The 24331-nt window shown below is 46.1% G+C and carries 26 protein-coding genes; 9 read left to right on the top strand and 17 right to left on the bottom strand.

Annotated features, from left to right (window positions below; translation table 11 throughout):
* Positions 1 to 64: 64 nt before the first annotated feature.
* The 4 genes from G7Y39_RS01925 (at position 65) to G7Y39_RS01910 (ending at position 3136) form a co-directional block, all read left to right on the top strand.
* Positions 65 to 826, top strand: a complete 762-nt coding sequence (locus G7Y39_RS01925) for a NigD-like protein (protein ID WP_165154566.1) — start codon at positions 65 to 67, stop codon at positions 824 to 826.
* A 132-nt stretch (positions 827 to 958) separates the two neighbouring features.
* Positions 959 to 1489 (top strand): RNA polymerase sigma factor, encoded by a 531-nt coding sequence (locus G7Y39_RS01920; RefSeq protein ID WP_165154564.1) that lies wholly within the window; start codon positions 959 to 961, stop codon positions 1487 to 1489.
* A 2-nt stretch (positions 1490 to 1491) separates the two neighbouring features.
* Positions 1492 to 2019 carry a hypothetical protein gene (locus G7Y39_RS01915; RefSeq protein WP_165154562.1) on the top strand — a complete coding sequence of 176 codons (528 nt, stop codon included), beginning with the start codon at positions 1492 to 1494 and terminating at the stop codon, positions 2017 to 2019.
* A gap of 31 nt (positions 2020 to 2050) precedes the next feature.
* Positions 2051 to 3136 carry a hypothetical protein gene (locus tag G7Y39_RS01910; RefSeq protein WP_165154560.1) on the top strand — a complete coding sequence of 362 codons (1086 nt, stop codon included), beginning with the start codon at positions 2051 to 2053 and terminating at the stop codon, positions 3134 to 3136.
* A 46-nt stretch (positions 3137 to 3182) separates the two neighbouring features.
* Here G7Y39_RS01910 and G7Y39_RS01905 read toward each other — a convergent pair whose 3' ends face one another.
* The 7 genes from G7Y39_RS01905 to G7Y39_RS01875 form a co-directional block, all read right to left on the bottom strand.
* Complete coding sequence (locus G7Y39_RS01905) at positions 3183 to 3560, bottom strand: hypothetical protein (protein WP_241159942.1); 378 nt, start codon at positions 3558 to 3560, stop codon at positions 3183 to 3185.
* A gap of 2 nt (positions 3561 to 3562) precedes the next feature.
* Positions 3563 to 4129 (bottom strand): RNA polymerase sigma factor, encoded by a 567-nt coding sequence (locus G7Y39_RS01900; protein WP_165154556.1) that lies wholly within the window; start codon positions 4127 to 4129, stop codon positions 3563 to 3565.
* 11 nt (positions 4130 to 4140) lie between these two features.
* Positions 4141 to 4551 (bottom strand): DUF6249 domain-containing protein, encoded by a 411-nt coding sequence (locus G7Y39_RS01895; protein WP_165154554.1) that lies wholly within the window; start codon positions 4549 to 4551, stop codon positions 4141 to 4143.
* A gap of 178 nt (positions 4552 to 4729) precedes the next feature.
* On the bottom strand, positions 4730 to 6388 hold the full coding sequence (locus G7Y39_RS01890) for a Gfo/Idh/MocA family protein (protein ID WP_165154552.1): 1659 nt from the start codon (positions 6386 to 6388) through the stop codon (positions 4730 to 4732).
* Positions 6389 to 6393: 5 nt separating this feature from the next.
* Positions 6394 to 6900 carry a DoxX family membrane protein gene (locus G7Y39_RS01885; RefSeq protein WP_165154550.1) on the bottom strand — a complete coding sequence of 169 codons (507 nt, stop codon included), beginning with the start codon at positions 6898 to 6900 and terminating at the stop codon, positions 6394 to 6396.
* A gap of 117 nt (positions 6901 to 7017) precedes the next feature.
* Positions 7018 to 7872 carry a DUF1080 domain-containing protein gene (locus G7Y39_RS01880; protein ID WP_165154548.1) on the bottom strand — a complete coding sequence of 285 codons (855 nt, stop codon included), beginning with the start codon at positions 7870 to 7872 and terminating at the stop codon, positions 7018 to 7020.
* Positions 7873 to 7895: 23 nt separating this feature from the next.
* Complete coding sequence (locus tag G7Y39_RS01875; protein WP_165154546.1) at positions 7896 to 9386, bottom strand: Gfo/Idh/MocA family protein; 1491 nt, start codon at positions 9384 to 9386, stop codon at positions 7896 to 7898.
* Between the two features lie 292 nt (positions 9387 to 9678).
* Between G7Y39_RS01875 and G7Y39_RS01870 the strand changes: the two genes are divergently transcribed.
* The 5 genes from G7Y39_RS01870 (at position 9679) to G7Y39_RS01850 (ending at position 14362) form a co-directional block, all read left to right on the top strand.
* Positions 9679 to 9906 carry a DUF4492 domain-containing protein gene (locus G7Y39_RS01870; RefSeq protein ID WP_165154544.1) on the top strand — a complete coding sequence of 76 codons (228 nt, stop codon included), beginning with the start codon at positions 9679 to 9681 and terminating at the stop codon, positions 9904 to 9906.
* Positions 9907 to 9919: 13 nt separating this feature from the next.
* Positions 9920 to 11476 carry a cytochrome ubiquinol oxidase subunit I gene (locus G7Y39_RS01865; RefSeq protein WP_165154542.1) on the top strand — a complete coding sequence of 519 codons (1557 nt, stop codon included), beginning with the start codon at positions 9920 to 9922 and terminating at the stop codon, positions 11474 to 11476.
* A gap of 40 nt (positions 11477 to 11516) precedes the next feature.
* Positions 11517 to 12668: a cytochrome d ubiquinol oxidase subunit II gene (locus G7Y39_RS01860; RefSeq protein ID WP_165154540.1), complete on the top strand. Its 1152-nt coding sequence runs from the start codon at positions 11517 to 11519 to the stop codon at positions 12666 to 12668.
* Positions 12669 to 13039: 371 nt separating this feature from the next.
* Complete coding sequence (locus G7Y39_RS01855) at positions 13040 to 13954, top strand: ribonuclease Z (RefSeq protein WP_165154538.1); 915 nt, start codon at positions 13040 to 13042, stop codon at positions 13952 to 13954.
* Between the two features lie 87 nt (positions 13955 to 14041).
* Positions 14042 to 14362 carry a hypothetical protein gene (locus tag G7Y39_RS01850; RefSeq protein ID WP_165154536.1) on the top strand — a complete coding sequence of 107 codons (321 nt, stop codon included), beginning with the start codon at positions 14042 to 14044 and terminating at the stop codon, positions 14360 to 14362.
* A 149-nt stretch (positions 14363 to 14511) separates the two neighbouring features.
* On the opposite strand, the gene folE is transcribed toward G7Y39_RS01850, so the two are convergent.
* The 10 genes from folE to xseB form a co-directional block, all read right to left on the bottom strand.
* Complete coding sequence (folE, locus tag G7Y39_RS01845) at positions 14512 to 15102, bottom strand: GTP cyclohydrolase I FolE (RefSeq protein ID WP_165154534.1); 591 nt, start codon at positions 15100 to 15102, stop codon at positions 14512 to 14514.
* Between the two features lie 5 nt (positions 15103 to 15107).
* Positions 15108 to 15614, bottom strand: a complete 507-nt coding sequence (locus G7Y39_RS01840; RefSeq protein WP_165154532.1) for an SPOR domain-containing protein — start codon at positions 15612 to 15614, stop codon at positions 15108 to 15110.
* A 69-nt stretch (positions 15615 to 15683) separates the two neighbouring features.
* On the bottom strand, positions 15684 to 16439 hold the full coding sequence (gene tpiA / locus G7Y39_RS01835; RefSeq protein WP_165154530.1) for a triose-phosphate isomerase: 756 nt from the start codon (positions 16437 to 16439) through the stop codon (positions 15684 to 15686).
* 36 nt (positions 16440 to 16475) lie between these two features.
* The gene (locus tag G7Y39_RS01830) at positions 16476 to 17759 is read right to left on the bottom strand and encodes a BT_3928 family protein (protein ID WP_165154528.1); all 1284 of its coding nucleotides are present in this window, start codon (positions 17757 to 17759) and stop codon (positions 16476 to 16478) included.
* Positions 17760 to 17764: 5 nt separating this feature from the next.
* On the bottom strand, positions 17765 to 18310 hold the full coding sequence (locus G7Y39_RS01825) for a DUF1599 domain-containing protein (RefSeq protein WP_165154527.1): 546 nt from the start codon (positions 18308 to 18310) through the stop codon (positions 17765 to 17767).
* 46 nt (positions 18311 to 18356) lie between these two features.
* Positions 18357 to 19598: a M23 family metallopeptidase gene (locus tag G7Y39_RS01820; protein WP_165154525.1), complete on the bottom strand. Its 1242-nt coding sequence runs from the start codon at positions 19596 to 19598 to the stop codon at positions 18357 to 18359.
* A 210-nt stretch (positions 19599 to 19808) separates the two neighbouring features.
* The gene (gene recG, locus G7Y39_RS01815) at positions 19809 to 21905 is read right to left on the bottom strand and encodes an ATP-dependent DNA helicase RecG (RefSeq protein WP_165154523.1); all 2097 of its coding nucleotides are present in this window, start codon (positions 21903 to 21905) and stop codon (positions 19809 to 19811) included.
* 164 nt (positions 21906 to 22069) lie between these two features.
* Entirely contained in the window at positions 22070 to 22801 is a 732-nt protein-coding gene (locus G7Y39_RS01810; RefSeq protein WP_165154522.1) for an SDR family NAD(P)-dependent oxidoreductase, read from the bottom strand.
* A 624-nt stretch (positions 22802 to 23425) separates the two neighbouring features.
* On the bottom strand, positions 23426 to 24133 hold the full coding sequence (locus tag G7Y39_RS01805; RefSeq protein ID WP_165154520.1) for a 2-C-methyl-D-erythritol 4-phosphate cytidylyltransferase: 708 nt from the start codon (positions 24131 to 24133) through the stop codon (positions 23426 to 23428).
* On the bottom strand, positions 24133 to 24330 hold the full coding sequence (gene xseB / locus G7Y39_RS01800) for an exodeoxyribonuclease VII small subunit (protein WP_005860969.1): 198 nt from the start codon (positions 24328 to 24330) through the stop codon (positions 24133 to 24135). Before xseB ends, G7Y39_RS01805 begins: the two co-directional genes overlap by 1 nt.
* Position 24331 lies beyond the last annotated feature (1 nt).

Here is a 24331-nt window from a genome sequence, read left to right as displayed (position 1 = left end):
TCAGCCTTAACTTACATCTTTCCTCACAGAACGATGAAACGTAAATTTTAAAGTAACAAAAGGAATGAAGACGTTTAGAGCTTTTTTATTGGTGATCGGGATCGCTTTCGTATCCCTCGCCCTACCCTCTTGCTTAGATGACGATGACTCGTATTCTCTAGGCGATATCTGGATCGCGGTCGCTACCGTAGTACCGGAAGGTGATCATGTGTATTACTTACGGCTCGACGATGGTGATAAGCTATGGCCCGCTGCCACCAACTATCCGAACTATCAGCCGAAGCCTGACCAACGTGCCTTGGTCAACTTCACGATATTGGCGGATTCCACCCAAAGTAATCTGGGAGGTTTCTCCCACTATGTCAAGGTGAACGCGATCCATAACATCCTGACGAAACCCATCGCCAAGAACGAGGGCGCGGCTAATGATTCTATCTATGGTACGGATCCGGTGAGTATTTATGAGAATAATATGTGGGTCGGTGACGGATATCTGAATATCTATTTCGAGACACTTTGGGGAGGCAAGACCACCCATTTTATCAATCTGATCCAGCCGGATGCCGAGAACGATCCTTATACGCTGGAGTTTAGACATAATGCTTACGATGATCCCAAGCATACGGTCGGAGCCGGGCGTGTGGCGTTCAACTTGTCTTCCTTGCCGGATACCAAGGGAGAGACTGTCGATCTTGTCGTAAGCTATTGGGCTCCCGACGGGAAACAAGTTTATAAATTGAAATACAATTCGGATAAGACAAAAATGGAAAGTACTTCGCAAAACTATAAGAACGATGGTATCTCCAATATAACAGACTTGAAGTAAACCTTCCCACATAACTTTTATTTTTATCATTTAGTTCAGGAGGAGAGGCGTCGGGATGATGCCTTTCTTTTTTTTGTATTTTTACGCTACGGGATGCAGCGGTCAAGGCATCACGCTCGTTTATATAAGCAAATGGACAAAGTGACCGAACATCTGATCGAGGGTTGTCGCCGGAAGGACCGGAGCTCACAACTGAAGTTGTACAAACAATACGCGCGGCGATTGTATATAGCCTGCTTGCGTATCGTCGGCAACTCATCCGAGGCGGAAGAAGCCATGCAGGACTCATTCCTCAAGATCTTCACACGCTTGGATCAATATCATGACGGGCAATGCTTTGAGGCATGGATGCACCGTATCGCCATCCATACGGCCATCGATTATGTACGCCGCCAAGCGCCGGACCAAGAGGAGCTTTCCGACGACCTAGCCGAACCGGACGAGGAAGGGCCGGACGAGGAAGAGATCCAATACTCCGTGGCACAGATAAAGGAAGCCGCCACGAAGTTGCCGGCAGGCTATCGCATAATCCTCTCGCTTTACCTCTTTGAGGGATATGACATGGAAGAGATCGCCTCTATCCTGAAAATCCAACCGCCAAGTGTCCGTAGCCAGTACCTACGTGCCAAGCGGAAATTGTTAGACATTATCGCGACCCATTAAACATGGATAAGCTAAAGAATTTCATAGACGCGAACCGTGACGCGTTCGAGGAAGATGAGATGCTTCCCGAAGGTCACCTCGAACGTTTCGAGCAGAAGCTGCCGAAACCACGGAAGAACCGTGCGGCCTTATACAGCTGTGCCTTTGCCATAGCTGCCTCTATCGCCTTGTTGCTCCTATTCCGCCTGCCGGGTGGAACCGACATGCCGGAGCCCGTGCAAAAGACTACGGCCCAAGCCTGTGAGACCCAAGAGGAGATTGAGGGACTACGCCTATATTACGATATGCAAATGAACGAGGTATTGGCGCAGATGAAGAAGTTGTATAAACAGGACCGGACACCGGGAGCGGAAGAGTTATTGCAAGAGAGCAAACGGATCCTCACGGATAATTATATGTTCGAGGAAACGATACTCCCTACCTTGCCTTGTTCCGACGACGGTCTCTTCGCCATGACCCAGCATTACAGCAATAGCTTGGGAGGCCTCAGGCTGATACTAAAGCAAATGAGGCAGGTCACGGATAACTAGAAATAGTAATAACAATTAATACCTATCAATCATGAGCACAACACATGTAAAATTAAGTCCCGCCATGTTGCTGACTTTCGTATTGCTGCTATGCGGTCTATCGGCAATAGCCAGGCCACAAGAGAAGATCAAGAAAAAAGAGATATCCCAATCCTACAGCGTGGGCGCCGGTGATCGTCTCCAAGTGGAAAATCGTTATGGAAACATCACCGTTACCCACTGGAATCAGAATACGGTGGCTATACGGGTTGAGGTAGAATGTAAGGCTCGCAGCGAGGAACGCGCTCAAGAGAACTTGGACCGTATCCAAATCGAGACCAACAAGATAGGAGGTATTGTCTCAGCGATCACTACGATAAAGAAGGAGATGAATCGTAATTCGAATAATGAGTCCATGACGATCAATTATTATATCCAGATGCCACCTAAGCTCGCCACAGACTTGAACCAGAAATACGGAAACATCAACTTGCCAAGCGATAATAACGGCAACATGGATATCCATGTGAAATATGGTAACCTGAACGCGGGTAATTTCATCGCCAACGCGATGATAGAGGCTAAATATAGTAACGTTGAGGTAGGGAATCTGCGAGATGCCCAACTAGATCTGGGCTACGTAGGGACTGCCAAGATCCGCGACGCTAAAGAATTAACGATAGACAGTAAGTATTCCAATCTGGATATACGGAATATAGAATCCTTACACATGGAGATTAAATACGGTAATTTTACCATCGAGAGCGCAAGCAGGCTCGACATGGAGATTAGGTACAGCGACGCTAAGATCGGGACCCTTAAGGATGCCTTGAATGTAAGTAGCCTTAGCTATAGCAATTTAAAGATACGAAACCTGTCTCCCTCTTTCTCGAGAGTGAACGTAGAATCCCATTATGGGAATCTGGAAGTAGCGCTTCCCGCAAAAACTTCTTTCCGGGTAGTAGCGGAGAACATGAAGTATTCAAGCTGCGACGTGAATGGTTTCAATATCACCCGCAAGCATTTTGACGATGAGGATCGTGACAAGAGCTACATCTATGAGATTAACGGTGGAAAGCAACCGACGATTCACTTCGGAGGGAATCGTTACGGAAATCTAAAGGTCAAGGCCAATTAATCAGTTGTAGAGGCGGGACATACCCCGTCTCTACAACCGGATATTTTTATTTTGAGGTGTTTTGCCGGCGTATCTCTTCTCTCCTCAACCAGTTATCGAGTTGTGTGAACAGGAAGAAACAAGAGACCCCGGAAGCAATCGTTAATCCAATCGGAAAATAGGCTCGCAACGAATCTAAAACCGTTTCCGCCCCGCCCGGGAAAAGCTTAACCAAATACAAGATGCCTACTAACACAAGCATATAAGCGACAAACATGCTAAAAATGCCTACAGGCGTAAACCGCTTCTTGATATAGTACTTATATACCCGCTTCTTCTCTTGCATAATCAATGCCATAATACGGGAGTTTAATGAAGCCGAAGGTTGTTCCGCCGTCCCTCGCATCAACTTACGTGTCAGATGGTCAATATCTTTCTCATTCATATTCATAACAAATCTGCGGTATCTAATTTCATTTTATCTTGCAACACTTCATAAAACCGTTTCCGCCCGCGGAATAGTTTTACTTTCACATTGGAAGTGCTCAATTCCGTGATCTGGCAGATCTCTTCCACCGAGCATTCCTCCAAATAATGAAGAGTAAGCAACAAGGCCTCATCAGCCGGAAGCTTTCTCAACGTACGTGCGATCATCTCTTTTCGATCCTCACGCTCCAATAAATCCGTAGCCGATTCAACTTCGTCATTCGAAAGGTCGTCTATAGATCCTGCCTCCTCATAATTCACAAACATACGCTGTTGTCTCGAAGCCGTCAACGCCGTACGATACACGATCCTATAAAACCATGTCGAGAACTTACTATCGAAATGGAAATTGGAAAGAGCACGATACATCTTCACGAACGCATCCTGTACGGCCTCCTCTGCCTCCTCGCGATTTCCCAAGATACGAAAAGCGATGGTATAAGCCATCTTCTCATACTTCGCGACAAGGCAGGAGAAACTTTGCGTGTCCCCTGCCAAGATACGTTCTATCCACTTTTGCTCGTCCACCCCGGTATCGTTTATTCTTCCGGACGCATTTTCTTCTCCTTGTCCTCCAATCTCTCCTTCTCCATTAAGGAACGGGAAAGAAAGAAATAGATTATAAAAGCGACTCCACCGAACATAATCGTAATAGCCGGAACTAACAAAGAGAACCAATCGCTATCGCAAGTGAAAGCAGAGTCGACCATCATACCGACAATCATACCCAATGACAAACCGATCATAAAAATGCCGTTACGCAGGGTATTATAACGATTAGGCCTTCTCTCGGGCCGCATAGCCTCTTCCAGCACAATTCCTTTCTCGATCATTGCCATTTTTTCTTCATGCTTACTTTTAATGGTCATGTAACTAGCGATAATGCCTAACAACACCGGCATACCTATCGTACAAACGATAGCTAAAGCAGGGATCCACAACTCCTTCATAGCTTCTATTCTTTAAAGATTTAGTAAATTATTCGCCTTTATCAATAAGACATGGCCAATCACGAATCGGTTACAAAGAAAGAGAAGAAATTTTATACATGCACAACTAAAAAAAGCGAACTCCATCCATTTATGAAGTTCGCTTCTCGGGAAAGTTATTTATCGACTTTCCAAATACTTACGCCAGTTCACCTCTTACGATCTCTTCCTTATCCTTATCCCAATACATCGTACGTCCTTCCAGATAGGCGCGTGTACCCATGTGGGCAGTCATAGCCTCTTGGAAAGCGGCGTCGATATTACAGCTAGGAGTCTTGCCTTGACGGATACATTCCAGCCATTCACGGATATGCAAGTGAGTCGTATCATAACGCTTGCCATTTACGTAGGTATACAGCAAACCGCGCTTAGCGAAATACAGCTCCGTAGGAGATGTAACGGTATCCGAGCTATTCTGTCCCGGTACATAGGTATAGAACGGGGTGTCTGTAGGAATAATGCCCTCCTTGATCTTATCCGCGTAACGAGTGGAATTTTGGTCGACCGTAATCGCCAAGATATTGGAGACCTCCATAGAAGCATCATGTCCCATGAACACTTTGCCACGGTTGCGGCTACTTGCCAATGTGGCGCTATACAACATCGTCAAGTCACGATCCGGCCACTCGAAAGTAGTCTGCAATACATCGGGTACCGTACGCCCGTCCTTGAAGAAATAAACACCACCGGATGAAGTAGCGGAATGAGGTATACCCACATGCATGATCTGATTGACAGCGTCATACTCATGTGTCAACAAGTCACCGGAAAGACCTGTACTATAATCCCACCAGCAACGCCAGCGGAAGAAACGTTCAAGGCTGAACTTACTACGCTCGTCCGGACCGATATATCTTTCAAGCTTGTTGGATGTCATATAGTCCATATACTCCTTAATACGCTCGGGATCACCCTCAAACTGTTTCCAATCGATCGTATTCGGATTAGAGCCATCGATAATATCATATACCCAAGCTCCGTTTGGAGAGTTACGGTTCGTACAAACCTCGATCAAGTTAACAGGGCCTAGCAATCCGTTACCGATAATCTCCTCGGCCTTCTGATAACAGTCGGTCTGACGTCCTTGGTGACCTAACTGGAATACGACACCGGTCTCTTTGATTACTTGGCGAACCATATATGTTTCAGGAACCGTCCATGATAACGGCTTCTCGCAATATACATGCTTCCCGGCACGTGCCGCAGCCATAGCGATCGTGCTATGCCAATGATCCGGGCCAGCGATAATAACGGCATCTACATCCGGAGCCGCTATCAGCTCTTGATAAGTCCGGTAACGTTTTGGAGCAGGCCCGAACTTACCGTCGCTACCCTCACGATGAATATTGGAGCCGGTCAACACCGCGGCTTCACCATATACATCAAATATATCACAGACCGCGGTTATCTCAACATTCAGATCATCTTGCTCCATATATTGTTGATAACGCGTGTCTTTCTTATTCAACTTATTAGCCTCTTTCATCTTATCGATCCAAGAAGGCTCAGCAAAACCGGCGGCACGCATCAATTGCTTTCCACGAATGCCGAAGCCGATCAAACCGATACGGATCTTTTTACCATCGCCTTGAGGCTCTAAATAGGAGGCCTGCCTGTTACTTACCTGAAATACATCTGATATGTTACGACCTCTCAAAGCGTCTTTCCTTTTTTGGTAAACACCATATGCCAAAGCACCTAAGATAGGCACTGTAGCCAATGTCTTCAATGTGTCCCGACGTCCTTTATCGGGCATTTGCTCCTGAGAAGGAGTATTCTTTACATCTTCTGTTGCCATGGGTATCAAATAAATTTAAGTTTATGCAATATCGGACACACACGTCCTAACACACGATCGAATCCTATGATTTGGGATGTAGGGAATACGCACATCAAACCCAAAGCGGCGAACTCCACGAGGTTCTTGTCAATCCATAAATAAGAGCCCTCAAATGGCATCATATAGTTCGCTCCCACGAAAGATGGATGGGATAACGTGTACATAGCGAGAAGAATCATACCTCCAACAGAAGATAAACGATACAAACAGCCTAAAGTCAAGCCTAGGCCGATCAATAACAGAGCCCACTCATTCAAAAAGTTGATGGTCGTCACCAAACTGTTGTCTTGAGTTAATTCGATAAAAAATGAAGCCGCGGGACCCTTCGAATCGAGTAGATAGGGCAGAGATGTCCATTTCGGGTTCATGATTTTCACCAGGCCTTCATACATAAAGTGCCAACCTATAAAAAGGCGCAGCATCATCAGCCAAGTCATCTGCGCTTTCGTGTAACCTTGTTCTATTTTCATTTCTTGGTCCTAAAAAATTGGTTTAGAAAAAGTCGATTATTAAAAGCATAACACCCGAAGCTAAAATCAGAGATTTAGGCATCGGGCGTTATTTATGCTAAAATGTGTTTGATACGATTAATCCAGAACTTTCACAGTAATGTTACGGAACCAAACATCATCCCCGTGGTCTTGGAATCCGATGAAACCTTCCTTGTTAGCGCCACCGCAATTCAACAACAACTCATAAGCCAACGGCCATTTGTCTTTGCTAAACTTGCTGTTATCCAACATTTCTTTCCATTGCGAAGTCCACAAATGATACTCAACAACAGGTTCATCGCTATTCAAATAGTGAACAACCGTACCCTTATAGCACATGATCTTACCCTTGTTCCACTCGCCGAACGGTTTCGCGTTTTGCGGTTTCGCGGGAATCATGTCATACAGAGAAGAAGACTTACGGTTGCCGTCCTTACCTAACCTGGCATCCGGGTGGTTCTCGTTATCCAATACTTGGTACTCAGGCGCAGAGATGTAAGAAGGTTGTCCCTCTACCTCTTGGATCATGATGAATACACCCGAGTTGGAGCCTTTACCTACTTTCCACTCGAACTCAAGCTCGAAATTGCCCAATTTATGAGCGAAGATCAAATCGCCCCCATTGGAAGCACCGGCCTCACCGGCTCCGGAGCCATTGATTTTGATCGCTCCGTCCTCGATTGTCCAAGCTCCCGGAACGTCAGCACGGTCATAACCTCTCCAGCCATTGAATGTCTTACCATCGAAAATCACATATCTACCCTCTTTGTCTTTCGGGAAAGTCGTGATATCTACAGTAGGAAGATCAGTCATGAGTTTGTACTCAGGAGCCGCGGCTTCTGTTGCAGCCTCAGCAGCTGCAGGAGCTTCCTCTGCTTTCTTTCCACCGCCACAAGACGTGAAATAGCACATCATGATAGCAGCACTTGCTAATAATACTGACTTTTTCATTTTCATTTATTGAGTTAACTATATTATCTCGGCATATCTACCAGCTTCCAGCCGTCACGATAGTTGTGCTTGATCAAGCCTGCGGCAAATTCTTGCGCATTAATTGGATCCGTCCACTCCGTCTTGAATTTCGGATCACCATCAATAACCTCGAAAGTATCTTTCTTGATGATCTTGATCGTTTCGCTAGGATCGATGTTCGTAAATCTCATGTTAGGACCATCCCAGTCCAACACTTTGTTCAAACGTTGTAAGCGAACAGCTAATACACCCATTACAACCATTTCATTGAACGGACCAGCCTCCAAGAAGTTTGATTTCGTCTGAACACGGCTACCAGCGCTTTCCTTACAAGCACGGATCCAGTCTTGCTCGTGAGCATCGCCCTTCTTCACGTCTTTCACACGACGTTCTGTCTTTGCTACGTTAGGCACACGCCCTGACAACAACCATGGATTCAAGCCATAGCAACCACAAATCAATGTATCTTTCGTTCCGTGGAAGATACACAATCCACCACCAGGACCCATCAACTCCTTACCTTGAGGGAATCCTTCCGGACGATCCGGCATTATACCGCCGTCATACCAATGCACCTCAACCTCCGGCATAGCGACCTTCGGCATATTATCACGAGCCGGGAAGATCAATTTAACATGTTGCGCGTTAGGAGCGCAGTCTTGTAACAACAATGTGGAAGAACCTTGAACCTTTGTCGGATAGCCCAAATGCAAAGCCTTAAATACCGGATGCATGATGTGGCAAGCCATATCACCTAACGCTCCTGTACCATAATCCCACCATCCGCGCCAGTTCCAAGGATGATAAGTCTTGTTGAACGGTCTCAGTTTAGCAGGACCTGTAAACAAATCCCAGTTCAATGTAGAAGGGATCTTATCCACTTTCTCAGGAGCGTTCAAACCTTGCGGCCAGATAGGACGGTTCGTGGCGCACTCTACTTTGGTAACCTCACCAATCTCACCGTTAGCGATCCACTCACAGATCAAGTTCACGCCTTCGCCCGAAGAACCTTGGTTACCCATTTGAGTGGCGACGTCATATTTCTTAGCTAAGTTAGTAAGCAAACGAGACTCATAAACAGAGTGAGTTAACGGTTTCTGCGTGTATACGTGTTTGCCAAGAGTCATAGCGTCAGCCGTGATCATCGCATGGGTATGGTCTGCGGTAGCTACCAATACAGCGTCGATAGATTTACCCATCTCATCGTACATCTTACGGTAGTCCCAATATTTTTTAGCTTGAGGATGACGGTCGAACACAGCTTTCGAGTACTTCCAATCGATATCACAAAGAGCTACAATATTCTCGGTAGTCTCCATGTTCTTTAAGTTAGCGTTACCCATACCTCCGATACCGACACCGGCAATATTCAATTTATCAGTTGGAGCGGTATGACCGTGGCTCTTACCAAGGACTGCGCTCGGGACAATAGTCAATGCTGCTGCGGCAGCTGTACCTCTTTGAAGAAAGGATCTTCTAGTAATGTTTGACATAGTAATAATTTTTTATAGATTAGCACTTAACAACGATATTTCACGCGTCTTTACACCTTTACAGACAACAAATTGTCGCAAATATAGCCAATACTGTATTATTGACAAGATCAAAAGACCGCTTTCTTATTCAAAATAATTTTTTTTAACAGACAGGATAGATCCTATTTATACTTTCATAAATATTATTTATAGAATTGAGGGTATTTTATTAGCGCGATTTGGATATATTTGTAGAGACATGGAAACACATTCATGTTAACAACTATCATCCTAAAATGAGAACAACTGTATGAAAAAGGAATCTGCATTCGTACGAATATATCGCTTTTATTTGGAAGGATTCCGAGAGATGAAGCTGGGCAGGACCCTTTGGCTAATAATTCTAGTCAAATTGTTTATCCTATTTTTCATCTTGAGATTATTCTTCCTTCCTAATTATCTCGGGCAATTTGATGGCGATAGCGAGAAGGGGAACCACGTATCGAACGAACTCATACAACGGGCAATAAATCCTTAAAACATTAATAAATATGATTGAACACATTGACACTTCATTGATCGATTGGTCGAGGGCCCAGTTTGCCCTTACGGCCATGTATCATTGGCTCTTCGTGCCACTGACACTAGGGCTTGGCGTTATCCAAGCCATTATGGAGACGATTTATTATCGGACCGGTAATGAGGCATGGAAAAAGACCGCCCAATTTTGGATGAAATTATTCGGTATCAATTTCGCTATCGGTGTCGCCACGGGATTGATCCTTGAGTTCGAATTCGGAACCAACTGGTCTAACTATAGTTGGTTTGTCGGGGATATTTTCGGAGCGCCTTTGGCTATCGAGGGAATTCTCGCCTTCTTTATGGAAGCCACTTTTATCGCTGTCATGTTTTTTGGTTGGGACAAGGTTAGCAAACGGTTCCACCTCGCCTCGACTTGGTTAACGATTATCGGCGCGACTCTTTCCGCTCTCTGGATCTTGATCGCTAACGCATGGATGCAATATCCGGCCGGCATGCATTTTAATCCGGATACGGTCCGTAACGAGATGTTCGATTTCTGGGCCGTAGCTTTATCGCCTGTCGCCATTAATAAGTTTTTCCATACGGTATTGTCCGGTTGGATCGTAGGCGCCCTATTCGTATTAGGGATCAGTTGCTGGTATTTATTAAAGAATCGGAATACCACATTCGCTTTGTCAAGTATTAAAGTCAGCGCTATATTCGGGCTGGCAGCCTCCATCCTTGTCCTCTGGACGGGTGATGGTTCCGCTTATCAAGTCGCTCAAAAGCAACCGATGAAGCTAGCCGCTATGGAAGGCCTTTATCAGGGTGGTAACGGGGTAGGACTCGTAGGCATCGGTATCTTAAATCCGGAAAAGACGAGTTATCTGGATAACCGGAACGCATTTATTTTTGACATCGAATTTCCCAAACTCCTTTCCTTCTTGGCAGAACGTGACATGGACGCATACGTTCCGGGTATCGTAAACCTGATCGAGGGAGGCTATACGACCAATAAGGGAACGGTAGCGCTATCCGCCAAAGAAAAAATAGAGAAGGGTAAAGCCGCCATCAAAGCGTTAGCCGATTATCGCAAAGCGGTCAAAGATAAAGATACCGCAGCCGCTCAGCAATACAGGGCTACCTTGGAAGAGAACTTCCCCTATTTCGGATATGGTTATATTAAGGATCCAGCAGAGTTAATTCCGCATGTAGGATTGACATTCTATTCTTTCCGTGTGATGGTGATCCTAGGCTGTTTCTTCATCTTACTATTCATTGTCACATTGATATGGGATAAAAAGGGGAAAATCGCTGATACACGTTGGTTGCAATACGCGAGCCTATGGTCTATACCTTTAGGATATGTAGCAGGGCAAGCCGGTTGGATCGTAGCGGAGGTAGGACGTCAACCTTGGGCTATACAGGATATCTTGCCGACCAGCGCTTCGGTATCCAAGCTAAACCCGTCCTCGGTACAGGCCACTTTCTACCTGTTCCTTATCTTATTCACGATCCTGCTGATCGCGGAGATTGGCATTATGGTTAAGGCCATCAAGAAAGGGCCGGAAACAACCGATCATTAATTTTCAAAACTCAATTATCAATTCTTAATTAGGAAGTCCTATGGATAGTACATACACATTGTTACAACATTACTGGTGGTTTCTGGTATCTCTACTGGGAGCGCTATTAGTATTCCTTCTTTTTGTACAAGGAGGCCAATCCCTGCTCTTCACTATCGGCAAGACGGAGATACAGCAAAAAATGTTATTGAACTCGACCGGACGTAAGTGGGAGTTTACTTTCACTACGTTGGTCACTTTCGGAGGTGCTTTCTTCGCCTCTTTCCCTCTATTTTATTCCACAAGCTTCGGCGGAGCCTATTGGGTATGGATGCTGATCTTGCTTTGCTTCGTGATACAAGCCGTATCTTACGAATATCAAGCGAAAAAAGGCAACTTACTCGGGAAGAAGACGTACCAAATATTTCTTCTGATCAATGGTATAGCAGGTCCGATCTTACTCGGAACCGCTGTAGCCACCTTCTTTAACGGCGCCGAATTCATTGTTAACAAAGAGCAGTTGACTGATGTAGCCATGCCCGTCATTTCCACGTGGGCCAATCCTTGGCATGGATTAGAGGCAGCTTTGGTATTCTGGAATTTGTGCCTGGGACTGGCGGTCTTCTTCTTGGCACGAGCTTTGGCCCTACTCTATTTCATAAACAATATCGATGACCCAGAGATTGTCACTAAAAGCCGGAAACAATTGATACCAGAAACTATCTTGTTCCTCGTCTTTTTCTTGACATTCTTGATCCGCCTGCTGTTGGTGGACGGTTTTGCCGTAAATCCGGATACCGGGGAAGTATTTATGCAACCGTATAAGTATTTTATGAACCTGATCGAGATGCCGATCGTGTTAGCTATATTATTGATTGGCGTGATTGGCGTGCTATTCGGCATAGGGAAAACGATATTATCGAAGACTTGGAGAAAGGGCATCTGGTTCACGGGAGCAGGAACTGTCTTGACCGTATTAGCTTTATTACTTTGCGCAGGATGGAATCATACCGCTTATTACCCATCTTTAGCAGATCTACAAAGTTCATTAACGATCCAAAATAGCTGTTCTAGCCCATTCACGCTGAAAGTAATGAGCTATGTATCTATCCTCGTTCCATTCGTGTTAGCCTATATTTTCTATGCCTGGAGAGCACTTGATCTACGTAAGATCAACAGTAAGGAAATGCAGGGTAACGGACACGCATATTAAGATTCATGAATTGTGGAGTACAAGAAAGAATCGATAAGATGTACTCCACAATTCATAAACTATCCTTCTTCAATCTCGCTGAAAATCTGTATTCCGACTTCAAGTTAACAACAAAAAAAGGAAACGGCGAAACTCACGCTTGGCCGTTTCTACATTTAACCGTTTTAAACAAAAAGAAAAAGTTAGTTAAGGCTTAGAAAAATGTCTTAAGTCTATTTACCAACTGTATATTCGCTTTCCAGAAGGACAGCAAACAAATATATGGAATCCACCTCATCCTGCATACATTACACCTTGCTTTTTTGTTATTTTTCACAGAACAAAAATGCTTTTGTATTATCTTTGCATTCAATTATTCCCGTAGACAACAAATGGCTGATTTTGATATAAACATATTGGGATGCGGTTCCGCATTGCCCACGACTCGCCATCTGGCGACCTCTCAAATCGTAGATTTACGAGATAAATTATACATGATCGACTGCGGAGAAGGCACGCAAGTTCAAATGCGTCGTATGCGCATGAAGTTCAGCCGTTTAAATCATATCTTCATCTCCCACCTACACGGAGATCATTGTTTCGGTCTACCGGGATTGATCTCTACATTAGGCATGCTGGGACGCAACGGAGAATTGGTTATTCATGGACCGAAAGAAATCGAGAGCTATATGCGTCCGATACTTAATATCTTTTGCAAAGGGTTGCCTTATGAGATCCGTTTTAACTTAATTGACCCGGCAACTCATTCGTTAGTTATGGAAGATCGCTCCTTGAGCGTTTATTCCATTCCGTTAAAGCACCGGATACCCTGTTGTGGCTATTTGTTAGCCGAGAAAGCCAAAGAAGCGCACATCATCCGGGAGATGACGGATTTCTATCAGGTTCCTGTCCGTATGATGCAAGAGATCAAAAGGGGCGCTGATTTTGTCACCTCGGAAGGTAAAGTAATCCCGAATGCCCGCTTAACCCGTCCTGCCGCTGCTCCCAAACGGTATGCTTATTGCTCGGATACAGCTTTTCACCCATCTATAATTCCCATTATTGAAGGAGTGGATTTATTATACCACGAAGCGACTTTCGCTGAATGTGACGCCGCACGTGCGAAGGAGACCTTCCACTCTACCGTCCACCAAGCGGCCGAGATCGCCTATAAAGCCCAAGTGAAGCGATTGGTCATCGGTCATTACTCGGCTCGTTACGAGGATCTGGCTCCGCTAAAGAAAGAGGCAGACAAGATATTTCCCGGTACGATCCTCGGAGAGGAAGGTATGAGACTTAGCGTATAATCATACATCCGTTTTTACGAAATAAAGCTAATTACTTTCTAATATGCAGAAATCTTTCTACATTTGTGCGAATTTAGGGATTAGTAAATGAAGCTTATACATATCATCGCTTTGGCACTTGCGTTCTCCGCAAGTTATCCGGTTTACGCACAAGCTGATAAATCGGAAGCCAAGGTATTTTCTTCTAGGCAAGAAGATCCCGCTCCTATCGAAATCACGGCCTACGAGAATCGCATCAAGGTAGAAAACGCCCCTGTCGGGAGTATCTTGGAAATCTACAGTGTCGTAGGCATTAAGGTGAAGGAAATCGAAATCAAGCAGCCCACCGCCGAATATGTCGCAGATATCGCAAAGGGATACTATATCATCCGCATTGGAGATACGGTACGCAAGGTGGCGATACGGTAGACACCCGTTTTTATCAGTTATATCTGATAAAATGAGAACGATAATAGAACAACCCTATTATACGGATAAATTCGGGACACCTGCAAAAAGCCTTTTCTTGCTGTTGATCCAACGGATACCGGTACGCATGCCGAACTTGTATTAAGCTGTCAGCGATTGTGCTTAATCAAGTTCATGAACTCCTCGCGTGTCTTGGCTTGCTGAAAGAAACCGGTGAAATCAGAAGTAGTCGTCAAGGAATTTTGTTTCTCCACACCACGCATCTGCATACACATATGCTGCGCCTCGATCACGACCATCACGCCCAGCGGATCTAAGGTCTTCTGGATACAATCCTTGATCTGCATCGTCATACGCTCCTGTATCTGAAGGCGGCGGGCGAAGATATCCACTACGCGAGGGATCTTGCTTAAGCCCGTGATATACTTCTTGGGAATATAAGCCACGTGGGCCTTGCCGAAGAAAGGCAACATGTGATGCTCACAAAGGGAGAAGAAATCGATATCTTTCACGATAACCATCTGTTTGTAATCCTCCTCCTGAAACATGGCAGAACGGAGCACCACCTCCGGATCCTCATGGTATCCCTTGGTTAAAAACTGCATGGCTTTCGCCACACGTTCCGGCGTTTTAAGCAGGCCCTCACGCTCCACGTCCTCACCCAGCAAACCCAACACTTCCTTATAATGGCCGGCCAAAGCTTCCCGGGCACGCAGCGTCTCTTCGTTTACTTCTGACATTCTTTTTAATTTAGGGGAATTTTTATCTCTTCTCGTACGATATACATTTCCTTCCCGTATTTCGGGAAAGCATCCATCAACAGGCGCATCATATGATAGGCCTCCTCATGCGAACGGAAATCTCCTACCCGCAACTTCCAAAACGGGGCGTTGTAGGTGACATAGGTCGGGACCTCAGGAAAAAGCTCCTTGATCTCCTTCTCCTTGCGAAAAGCCTCATCTTTCGAGACCCGTTGGTTATTACCGGAAAATACCTGCGTACGATACCCTTGTACCTTCAAGAAGGTAAGGCTATCCGTCGTCTCCACGTTCGCTCCGCGCATACGTTCTCCCACCATCTCGCGGATAGCGACGGATTGATTGATAACGACCTCGCCTTTTCCCAAACCGGATCTCCGCAACGCATCGAATATGGTTGAACGCTCACCTTCCAACTCCGTCTGAGCGAATAAAGATGAAGTACCGGCCATCACAAAGGCAAATAGCGATAAGATACAAGGAATTCTTTTCATAAATAGACTATTAAAAGGGTATCTCTCCCATTCATTAAGGAAAAGATACCTTTTCTTATTATGAATTAATTAAAAAGCCTCGACAATCGGCATGAATTTGTCAACGGCCAAAGAAGCGCCACCGATCAAACCACCGTCTACGTTCGGTTTAGCGAACAATTCCTTCGCGTTGCCGGCGTTACAGCTACCACCGTAAAGGATCGTGCAGTTATCAGCTACCTCATTGCCATATTTAGCGGCCAAAGTAGCGCGTATGTGAGCGTGGATCTCCTCAGCCTGCTCAGCGGAAGCAGTCTTACCTGTACCGATAGCCCATACCGGCTCGTAAGCCAAGATGATCTTACCGAAATCCTCAGCGGAAAGGTCGAACAAAGAACCAGCGATCTGAACGTCTACTACCTCGAAGTGCTTGCCGGCTTCTCTCTCTTCCAAAACCTCACCGATGCAGAAGATCGGAGTCAAACCGTTAGCCAAAGCCAACCCAACCTTCGTCTTCAAGATCTCCGGAGTCTCATGATAATAAGCACGTCGCTCAGAGTGGCCCAAAATCACATATTTAGCGCCAGTGGAAGCTACCATAGCGGCAGAAACCTCACCAGTGTAAGCACCTTTTTCCTTGTCAGCACAGTTCTCAGCGGCAACACCGATCTTGTTTGTATCGATAGCGGCGGCAACACTTGCCAAGTGAGTGAACGGAGTACCGATGATCACGTCGCAATTCGGGGTCTTACCCTTCAAAGCCTCGTCCAAACCTTTAGCCAAAGCAAGACCCTCAGCAAGAGTAGTGTTCATTTTCCAGTTTCCTGCAACAATATTCTTTCTCATAACTTAATAATTTAAATATGTAATACAAATAAATCTCTATTCAGGCTCCTTCCCTTTCCGGCGACGGCGATTGCGCAAGGCATCATATCCCCAAACCAGCGACAAAGGTACGGTAAAACTTAATAGGTTGGTTATTAGCCGGGCATCTTCTTTCGCTTTCCAATCGGTATTTCCTTCCAGATAGCCGTTTACGATCGTTTTCAGCTCTTCTTCCCGCGGGATATCGTTGTAATGCCACTTCATCAAAATCGTACCTTCCTTTAGCAAGACCAATCCCGGATTGGAGCGAATGATCGTTTTCAGAAGGACATCATCGGCCATCAGGAATGGGTACTCGGCACCGGTATTATCACTCCACGTGGCGATAGCCTCGGCGGAAGAACCTGTCACGCAATAAAAGCTCAATCCATCCTCCAAAGCGTAATCGTATACATTGTTGATCTCGTCGATACGCTCATCATCCGCATTCTCCAGACGGGGGGAGATCAGGAGGAAAAGACCTTTCGGATCGTTCAGCAGCTCGTCGGTCACGTCCGCGTCATTCTCATTATAGATATGGAACGTGCTAACGGGGGGAACGTATCCTTGCCGGATCAGCTCGGTCTTTGAATCTACGAAAGTCCACGTGCTATCATCGGCCGGGGCGTTCTCCAAAGAAAATTCTTTCTGTACACCCTCCTTCTCGTAAATGAAAGAATACGCATACTCATCCTCGGGCGCACCTTCCGGTATCGACATCAAGGCAAGGATATTCGCGCCCAACTTATAGGGGCGGAAATCCAATATCGGCAAATGGTTATAATTCCGATAAGCGAAACCGATAGCGAAGACATACGCCCACAAAGCCACGAACCAATAGACATGGTAGGTATAGCCTTGTAAAAGCCGCTGATTATGGATGAACACGTAAATAGCGGCGGCCAAAAGTACGACATTCTTATAGAAGGTCTGCCAATTACTAATTACCAAGGCATCCCCGAAGCAACCGCAATCCGATACGGGATCGAAGATCGCCAGATACAGCGTCAGCGGTGTCATGAAAGACATCATCAGCAAGGTCAAAAAGGTCGTGTACCGACGGTACACCCCTACGAACATACAGACACCCAACATGAATTCCAAAGCGGACAGGTTGAAGGAGAACAATACCGTAAGCGGTTGCAGCTTATCCAGCCCAAAGGAAGTCAGATAGTCACCTATCTTAATGGCTCCTCCCATGGGATCAACGGCCTTCACCGTCCCGGAGAAGATAAAGACAACTCCCAATAACAGGCGGCAGACTTCCGCAATCACGTTCTTTACGGTTTCCTTATATTTCATGTCGCTCACCCCTCGCCAAACTCCAACTTAATCAAGCCGAAGAGGGCATAATTGATCATATCCATGTAGTTAGCATCCACTCCCTCGGAGACGAGTGTCTTACCACCATGACTCTCGATTTGCTTCGTCCGATAAATCTTCATCAAGATAAGATCCGTATACGAGCTGATACGCATGCTGCGCCACGCCTCATCATAGTCATGATTTTTGGCGTACATCAGTTCCTTCGTCTCCGTGATGTATTTATCGTATAAATCCAAGGCTTTTTCTGTCGTGATATCGGTCGTATCCGCAAATCCCAACGCCAACTGGATCAAACCGATCACGCCATAATTAACGATGGCGATAAACTCCGGACGGATTCCCTCGTCTACCATGCTCGTTCCCTTGATCTCTAGGCTACGGATACGGTTCGCCTTGATAAATATCTGGTCAGTAACCGATTGGGGGCGCATGATCCTCCATGACGGCCCGTAATCTTTCAACTTCTTCTCGAACAACTCCCGACACAGGGAGATCACTTGCTCGAATTGTTCCTTTGTATTTGGCATACTATCCTAGATTATACCCGCGAATATAAGAAAATCTTACATATCGTTATGAACAGCGTAATGAGCGTCCTAAACGCAACACGGTAGTCTTTGTGATACCGTTCAGTTCGCAAAGTTTACTAACGGAAGTTCCGTATCTCTTAGCGATGGCACCAAGCGTATCACCGGATTTGATACGATGATAAACCGGAGTAGCCTTCGTATCATTCACTATGTTCGTGTTTTTTCCCAAGGAAGCAGTAGCGGAAGAACTTGCCTGTACCGTGATTTTCTTAGAAGATCCGGAAGCGGTAGATTTCTTTTGAGCCTGTGCTTTTGGAGTCGCTTTAGCAGCGGTTTCCACGCCGGCACTACAACGAATAGACTGGCCGATACGCAACACAGAAGTAGATTTCAATCCATTTAAACGACAAAGCTCATTCACCGTCGTACCGTATATACGTGCGATTTTACTTAAGGTATCACCGGATTTTACACGATGATACACCATCTGACTATTGGAAGATGTATAGATATTGCTCTTACGTCCATTGATCTTAATGTTACGAAACACATATTGATCCTGATGAGGTATTGAGTTCTCGAAGTCAATAATATCAGCCGGGTTAATAGCCTGTCCAAGGAAACGAGTCTCAAAATGCAAATGAGCCCCTGTAGAGCGTCCTGTATTTCCCCCTAAGGCGATCGGATCGCCCGCCCGTACGATATCGTTCACACCTACCAAAAATTTAGATAAATGACCATACACAGTCTCCAACCCATTCGGATGACGAACCACAAGATAATAGCCATATCCCCTACGCTCGAAATTCTTGATACGCACCTTACCGTCAAACGCCGCACGGATCGTATCACCAATTTGCACTTTCAGGTCGATCCCCTTGTGCATCCGTCTACGGCGAGGGCCATACTTTGAGGTGACCCTTGTCATAGAGTCCATAGGCAAGACAAAAGTAGAACAATCGATTACGCAAGAATCCGGAAGATCAACTTTCTTACCCCGGAAAGGATTCACCCATTCATTTGTCCACTCGCCATACAATTCATCGGCAGGAAACATCAAGTTCTCTCTTGCCTCCAACATCGCTCTCTCATTAATCTCCGCAAGCTCTTTCAAAGCCATATCTTTCTTAAAGCCAACACGGTCAGCCATTAACTCAGACACACGCTTGTCCATAAGTTTACGGGTTGGATGATTGAGAGTTCCCTGTTTTACCGGGTTCTCCGCATTCGCAGTCGATGCCATCACAGCGGCACAACAAATGAATAGGAATGTCTTTATACTCATTTTTTGATAGCTTTCATTCTTATAATTCAGGATAAACCGGCAATACCCGACATCTCTGCCTGATTGCCAACCTGTCAAAGTTCGGAAATTTGAATAAACCGACAAAATTGGTTAACGAAAAATTTCTGCAATATCTTTGAACAAAAGCGGTACGAGCGAATGAACAACCTAAATATCAAAAATTTACACGATAATATGTTTCACAACATATTAGCTGATCATTCCCCAATTTATCTTCCTAGTGAACAGTGTCTTGAGCCTTTCGCTCAATATCCTGTGCTGTTCGGACAATAATTCGGGATCTTCGTCAAGAACTCCTTGAGCGATATCCCGCGCATACTGAAGTATTTGTCCATCGGCTGCCAAGTCCGCTATTTTAAGATCGATCCCCTCGCCACTTTGCCGGGTACCTTCCAGATCTCCATGCCCCCGAAGACGGAGATCCGCCTCAGCGATCTCAAAGCCATTCGTACTGTTCACCATAATCTCCAATCGCTTACGAGTGTCATTACTTAGCTTATAGGATGAGACCAAGATACAATAGGATTGCTCCGCGCCACGTCCTACCCGGCCACGAAGCTGATGAAGCTGAGAGAGACCGAAACGTTCGGCGCTCTCGATCACCATGACGGATGCGTTCGGCACGTTCACGCCAACCTCTATAACCGTAGTAGCCATCAAGATTTGCGCCTCTCCGGAAATAAACTTCTGCATCTCGGCATCCTTATCCGCCGCTTTCATACGGCCATGTACCATACACACCTTATATTCCGGAAAGACCTCCTTGAATGTCTCGAAACCGGCCTCTAGGTCTTTATAATCCAGTTTCTCACTTCCTTCGATCAAGGGATATACCACATAAACCTGACGCCCCTTTCGTATCTCTTTCCGAAGGAACTCGTAAAGTTGCGCCTTTTTATTGTCATAGCGATGAAGCGTCTGTATCGGTTTACGCCCGGGGGGTAATTCATCAATCACCGATACATCCAGATCCCCATACAAAGTCATCGCCAAAGTACGAGGAATCGGGGTGGCCGTCATCACCAACACATGCGGCACGATCGCATTCTTCGTCCAAAGGAGTGAACGTTGCTCCACACCGAAACGATGTTGCTCATCGATAATCGCTAATCCCAACGAAGAGAAAACCACCGTCTCCTCGATCAACGCATGCGTCCCAATCACGATCTGGATCTCACCGCTGGCGATAGCAGGTAATACCTTATTACGCTCCTTCTTCTTGGTAGATCCGGTCAAAAGAGCGACCTTCACGTCCATATCTTTCAGGAGTCCCATGATCGTCGCGTAATGCTGGGTCGCCAAAATCTCGGTAGGAGCCATCAGACAAGCCTGGCAATGATTATCTATCGCCAATAGCATAGACAATAGGCCTACCATAGTCTTGCCACTTCCCACATCACCTTGCAACAGGCGGTTCATCTGCCGTCCGCTACCCATATCGATCCGGATCTCACGGATCACCCGCTTCTGGGCGTTCGTCAACTCAAAAGGAAGATACGCTTTGTAGAACGTATTGAAGTAATGCCCTACCGTAGGGAAAACAATCCCTTTTAGCTTCAGTTTCCGGACACTAACGGTACGTAATAGATTCAATTGTATGAAGAAAAGCTCGTCAAACTTCAAACGTAACCGGGCGTCACGTAACTTAGCGGCAGATTCCGGGAAATGGATATTCCGCATCGCCTCTGTCAGAGATATCATGTTGATGCGCCTCAGTATGTCAGAGGAAAGCGTCTCCGGGAGTTCCCAGTTCAGCCAACTTAACAACGTATACTGCAGGTTCTGGATCGCCCGGGAATTCAGGAACGACTTTTTCATCTTCTCCGAGGTATTGTAGAACGGGGTCAAGCCTTTTGCCACTTGATCGGCCTGCTCCATCGAGTCAATATCCGGATGCGGTATATTATGGGTATGCCCAAACTCCACCGGTCTTCCGAAAACGATATATTCCGTATTCAGACGATACTTATCCGTCACATAGCTCAAACCTTTAAACCAAACCAGGTCGATCGTACCTGTCCCATCCGAGAACTTGCCTACCAAACGCTTGCTGCGTCCTTCCCCTAACGTGTCAAAATAAAGGATCTTACCTTTCAATTGGATATAAGGCATATTCCCACTGATCTCCGCCACCTTGTAAAAACGGCTGCGATCAATGTATTTATAGGGGAAATAGAAAAGCAGATCCTCATACGAAGAAATCCCTGCCTCTTTCTGCAGGATCTCCGCTTTCTTCGGCCCCACTCCCGGCAAGTACGTGATCGATCGTTTATCTAAGTCCAGCATAGGCTCACGGTGTTATCTTGATTACTTCTCTGATACAAAGATACTCAAAAAATTGAGAATGAGAGAAGAACGGTGAAAGAACATTGGGATAAAGAGTTTTAGCAATCTCGATGAAGTTAAGAACAAAGCCACTGAATGCCACAAAAAGTCGTTTGAAGCAAGAGTTACGTTACTATCCCATTACTCTTTTCCACGAAAGGACGGCTTTCCGCTCCGGCAGACAATTGGCTGTCTTTCAATTCAGGATATTCATAACGGATTTCGCAGGCACCACGCTCATTGTACATCTTCCAATAGGCTTCCGCTATCTGTGCCGGGGCGAAATAGGTGTCAAGACCGATAGATCCGCATATCGTTACCGTACCGACGAAAATGCCCTGCGGAATCAGTTCGTCATGCAGGATATACGCCAATGCGCGCAGCGCGGCCTTATCGAGCGAAAGCGGAACGAATTGAGCCGTGGGGTGTGTAGCCAGCCCGCCACCTGTGAAGATGACGGCGCCGTTCTTCTTGGTAAACTCTTCATTTGCCACCATCCTTGCACAAGTATAGGCACTTGCTACGTCTGTCTGATAGTGGCGCATCAGCTCCGCGCTCCCCATAGTTGCCGGATCGTCTGCCGCCGTGATGCCCACATTATATGCAAGGACATCCGGTGTGCCGAACTGTTGAATCACCTGTGCAAGAGCGGCCGTCAATGTTTCCGGCCTTGCAGCATCTGCTTCGCAGGTGTATGTCTCAATCCCTTCATTGGCAAACTGCTCCCGGTAGGATTTCAGTGATTGCCCGTTACGGGCCATCAATATGACACGGAAGTCCTCCTGTCCGAATCTTTTTGCCACGTGGCTGCCGAGTCCCTGCCCGGCTCCTATCACTACGATTGTCTTCTTATCCATAATTTGAATGGTATATAATTGATTATAAATTTGTCCCTAATTTTTCAGCCTCCCTTTCGCCGGTTGCCATACCCCGATAATGTAGCCCGAACAGGCGGCAGGAATCTGTCTCATATTGAACTTAATTTAATTATCAAGTGCAAAGTTAAGACGAAGATCTATTGCGAATGTTGCTGTAAGGCTCATTGCGTTGTTGCTGTAAGGCTCATTTATTCCATTGATTGCTATAAAGCAATAACGAGGGTACACTATAATATTGTAACCGCTTTTACGGTCACTTTCCCTAAAAGACGGGACGTAAGGAAGTCAAGAATATTACGCTCAAAACAGTATAAAAAGTATCTTAGGTCCATCCCCCAAGTATCTTAGGTGCGTTGGCAAAGTATCTTAGGTGCGTGGCGCAAGTCTCCTAACCTACTTTTTGATCAGCCTTCGTCGCATTGGGGGGGTTACGAATATACGCTCCCTGTGACGGGAAACTTCTATACCCTTAGATCCAACTCGAAGCCATGTAGCACCACTACAAGAAGCCACATCATTCCCGTGGGTTGCCCGCTATAAAATAGTACCCTCTCCGAAAGAACGAGGCAGTTTTAAATGAAAGAGCCGTGATCCCCACTGCCATCAGTCACCGTGCCGGGCAAACATCGCTTCCGCTACCAGCAAATCAAAGGGCGTGGTAATCTTGATATTCTCACGATCACCGGGGACCGTATCAATCGCATGTCCCATTGCCTCCACCACGGAAGCATCGTCCGTAAATAGGGACGAATACGGTTGCTCATAGGCTTTTGCCAATAATTCCAGATGGAAGACTTGCGGGGTCTGTACAGCCCTATAGCGAGAACGATCCACCGGATGGCTTCCTTTCTCATCCGTCACTCGCAGGGAATCGATCATCGGGACAACCGGGATAACGGCTCCCGCGGCAGCCGCTTTATCAAAGCAGGCCCCGATAACCTCCGGAGAGACGAAAGGGCGAACGCCATCGTGCACAGCGACCAAACTCAGACCGCTATCCTTCTCTCCCTTCCGACGCCTCTCCGCCAAAAGCCAATCCAATCCATTCTTAACCGAGAAGAAGCGAGTATCTCCCCCTTTCACGATCGCATGCGGAACCTCGCAGCCGATCTCCTCGCAAAGCATATTCCAATACGGCTGATGCTCTTCCGGAAGCACCAGGATGATACGCACGGAAGCATCCCAACGATGAAAAGCCTCCAGCGTATGCATCAAAAGAGGTTTTCCCCGCATGGGAATAAACTGCTTCGGCAGATCTCCACCCATACGAAGCCCCTTCCCCCCGGCAACGATCAAGACATACCTATCCATCAATCCAACTCCTCCAAAACTTTTTTAACCTCCTCATCCACTTTATACAGCTTCTCCTTGCAGAGCTTGATCAGACGAGTCGCCTCTTTTACCTTCTCGGACAGGATATCGACATCCAAGTCTCCATTCTCGATCTCAGCCACGATCTTACGAAGTTTCTCGATCGCCTCGTTATAGGTTTCTTCTTTCTTCGCCATA

This window comes from Parabacteroides sp. ZJ-118 (assembly GCF_011038785.1).
Taxonomy (GTDB): Bacteria; Bacteroidota; Bacteroidia; order Bacteroidales; family Tannerellaceae; genus Parabacteroides.
This window is presented reverse-complemented; position numbering and strand designations above follow the sequence as displayed.

What these genes read in the sequence shown, in the direction of transcription:
- G7Y39_RS01880 (WP_165154548.1), bottom strand. Translation starts at nt 7,872, where the DNA reads ATGAAAAAGTCAGTATTATTAGCAAGTGCTGCTATCATGATGTGCTAT.
- G7Y39_RS01855 (WP_165154538.1), top strand. Translation starts at nt 13,040, where the DNA reads ATGGCTGATTTTGATATAAACATATTGGGATGCGGTTCCGCATTGCCC.
- G7Y39_RS01870 (WP_165154544.1), top strand. Translation starts at nt 9,679, where the DNA reads ATGAAAAAGGAATCTGCATTCGTACGAATATATCGCTTTTATTTGGAA.
- G7Y39_RS01820 (WP_165154525.1), bottom strand. Translation starts at nt 19,598, where the DNA reads ATGAGTATAAAGACATTCCTATTCATTTGTTGTGCCGCTGTGATGGCA.
- G7Y39_RS01810 (WP_165154522.1), bottom strand. Translation starts at nt 22,801, where the DNA reads ATGGATAAGAAGACAATCGTAGTGATAGGAGCCGGGCAGGGACTCGGC.
- G7Y39_RS01865 (WP_165154542.1), top strand. Translation starts at nt 9,920, where the DNA reads ATGATTGAACACATTGACACTTCATTGATCGATTGGTCGAGGGCCCAG.
- G7Y39_RS01860 (WP_165154540.1), top strand. Translation starts at nt 11,517, where the DNA reads ATGGATAGTACATACACATTGTTACAACATTACTGGTGGTTTCTGGTA.
- G7Y39_RS01850 (WP_165154536.1), top strand. Translation starts at nt 14,042, where the DNA reads ATGAAGCTTATACATATCATCGCTTTGGCACTTGCGTTCTCCGCAAGT.
- xseB (WP_005860969.1), bottom strand. Translation starts at nt 24,330, where the DNA reads ATGGCGAAGAAAGAAGAAACCTATAACGAGGCGATCGAGAAACTTCGT.
- G7Y39_RS01840 (WP_165154532.1), bottom strand. Translation starts at nt 15,614, where the DNA reads ATGAAAAGAATTCCTTGTATCTTATCGCTATTTGCCTTTGTGATGGCC.
- G7Y39_RS01875 (WP_165154546.1), bottom strand. Translation starts at nt 9,386, where the DNA reads ATGTCAAACATTACTAGAAGATCCTTTCTTCAAAGAGGTACAGCTGCC.
- G7Y39_RS01890 (WP_165154552.1), bottom strand. Translation starts at nt 6,388, where the DNA reads ATGGCAACAGAAGATGTAAAGAATACTCCTTCTCAGGAGCAAATGCCC.
- G7Y39_RS01915 (WP_165154562.1), top strand. Translation starts at nt 1,492, where the DNA reads ATGGATAAGCTAAAGAATTTCATAGACGCGAACCGTGACGCGTTCGAG.
- G7Y39_RS01905 (WP_241159942.1), bottom strand. Translation starts at nt 3,560, where the DNA reads ATGAATGAGAAAGATATTGACCATCTGACACGTAAGTTGATGCGAGGG.
- G7Y39_RS01885 (WP_165154550.1), bottom strand. Translation starts at nt 6,900, where the DNA reads ATGAAAATAGAACAAGGTTACACGAAAGCGCAGATGACTTGGCTGATG.
- tpiA (WP_165154530.1), bottom strand. Translation starts at nt 16,439, where the DNA reads ATGAGAAAGAATATTGTTGCAGGAAACTGGAAAATGAACACTACTCTT.
- G7Y39_RS01805 (WP_165154520.1), bottom strand. Translation starts at nt 24,133, where the DNA reads ATGGATAGGTATGTCTTGATCGTTGCCGGGGGGAAGGGGCTTCGTATG.
- G7Y39_RS01910 (WP_165154560.1), top strand. Translation starts at nt 2,051, where the DNA reads ATGAGCACAACACATGTAAAATTAAGTCCCGCCATGTTGCTGACTTTC.
- G7Y39_RS01895 (WP_165154554.1), bottom strand. Translation starts at nt 4,551, where the DNA reads ATGAAGGAGTTGTGGATCCCTGCTTTAGCTATCGTTTGTACGATAGGT.
- G7Y39_RS01825 (WP_165154527.1), bottom strand. Translation starts at nt 18,310, where the DNA reads ATGCCAAATACAAAGGAACAATTCGAGCAAGTGATCTCCCTGTGTCGG.
- G7Y39_RS01830 (WP_165154528.1), bottom strand. Translation starts at nt 17,759, where the DNA reads ATGAAATATAAGGAAACCGTAAAGAACGTGATTGCGGAAGTCTGCCGC.
- G7Y39_RS01920 (WP_165154564.1), top strand. Translation starts at nt 959, where the DNA reads ATGGACAAAGTGACCGAACATCTGATCGAGGGTTGTCGCCGGAAGGAC.
- recG (WP_165154523.1), bottom strand. Translation starts at nt 21,905, where the DNA reads ATGCTGGACTTAGATAAACGATCGATCACGTACTTGCCGGGAGTGGGG.
- folE (WP_165154534.1), bottom strand. Translation starts at nt 15,102, where the DNA reads ATGTCAGAAGTAAACGAAGAGACGCTGCGTGCCCGGGAAGCTTTGGCC.
- G7Y39_RS01925 (WP_165154566.1), top strand. Translation starts at nt 65, where the DNA reads ATGAAGACGTTTAGAGCTTTTTTATTGGTGATCGGGATCGCTTTCGTA.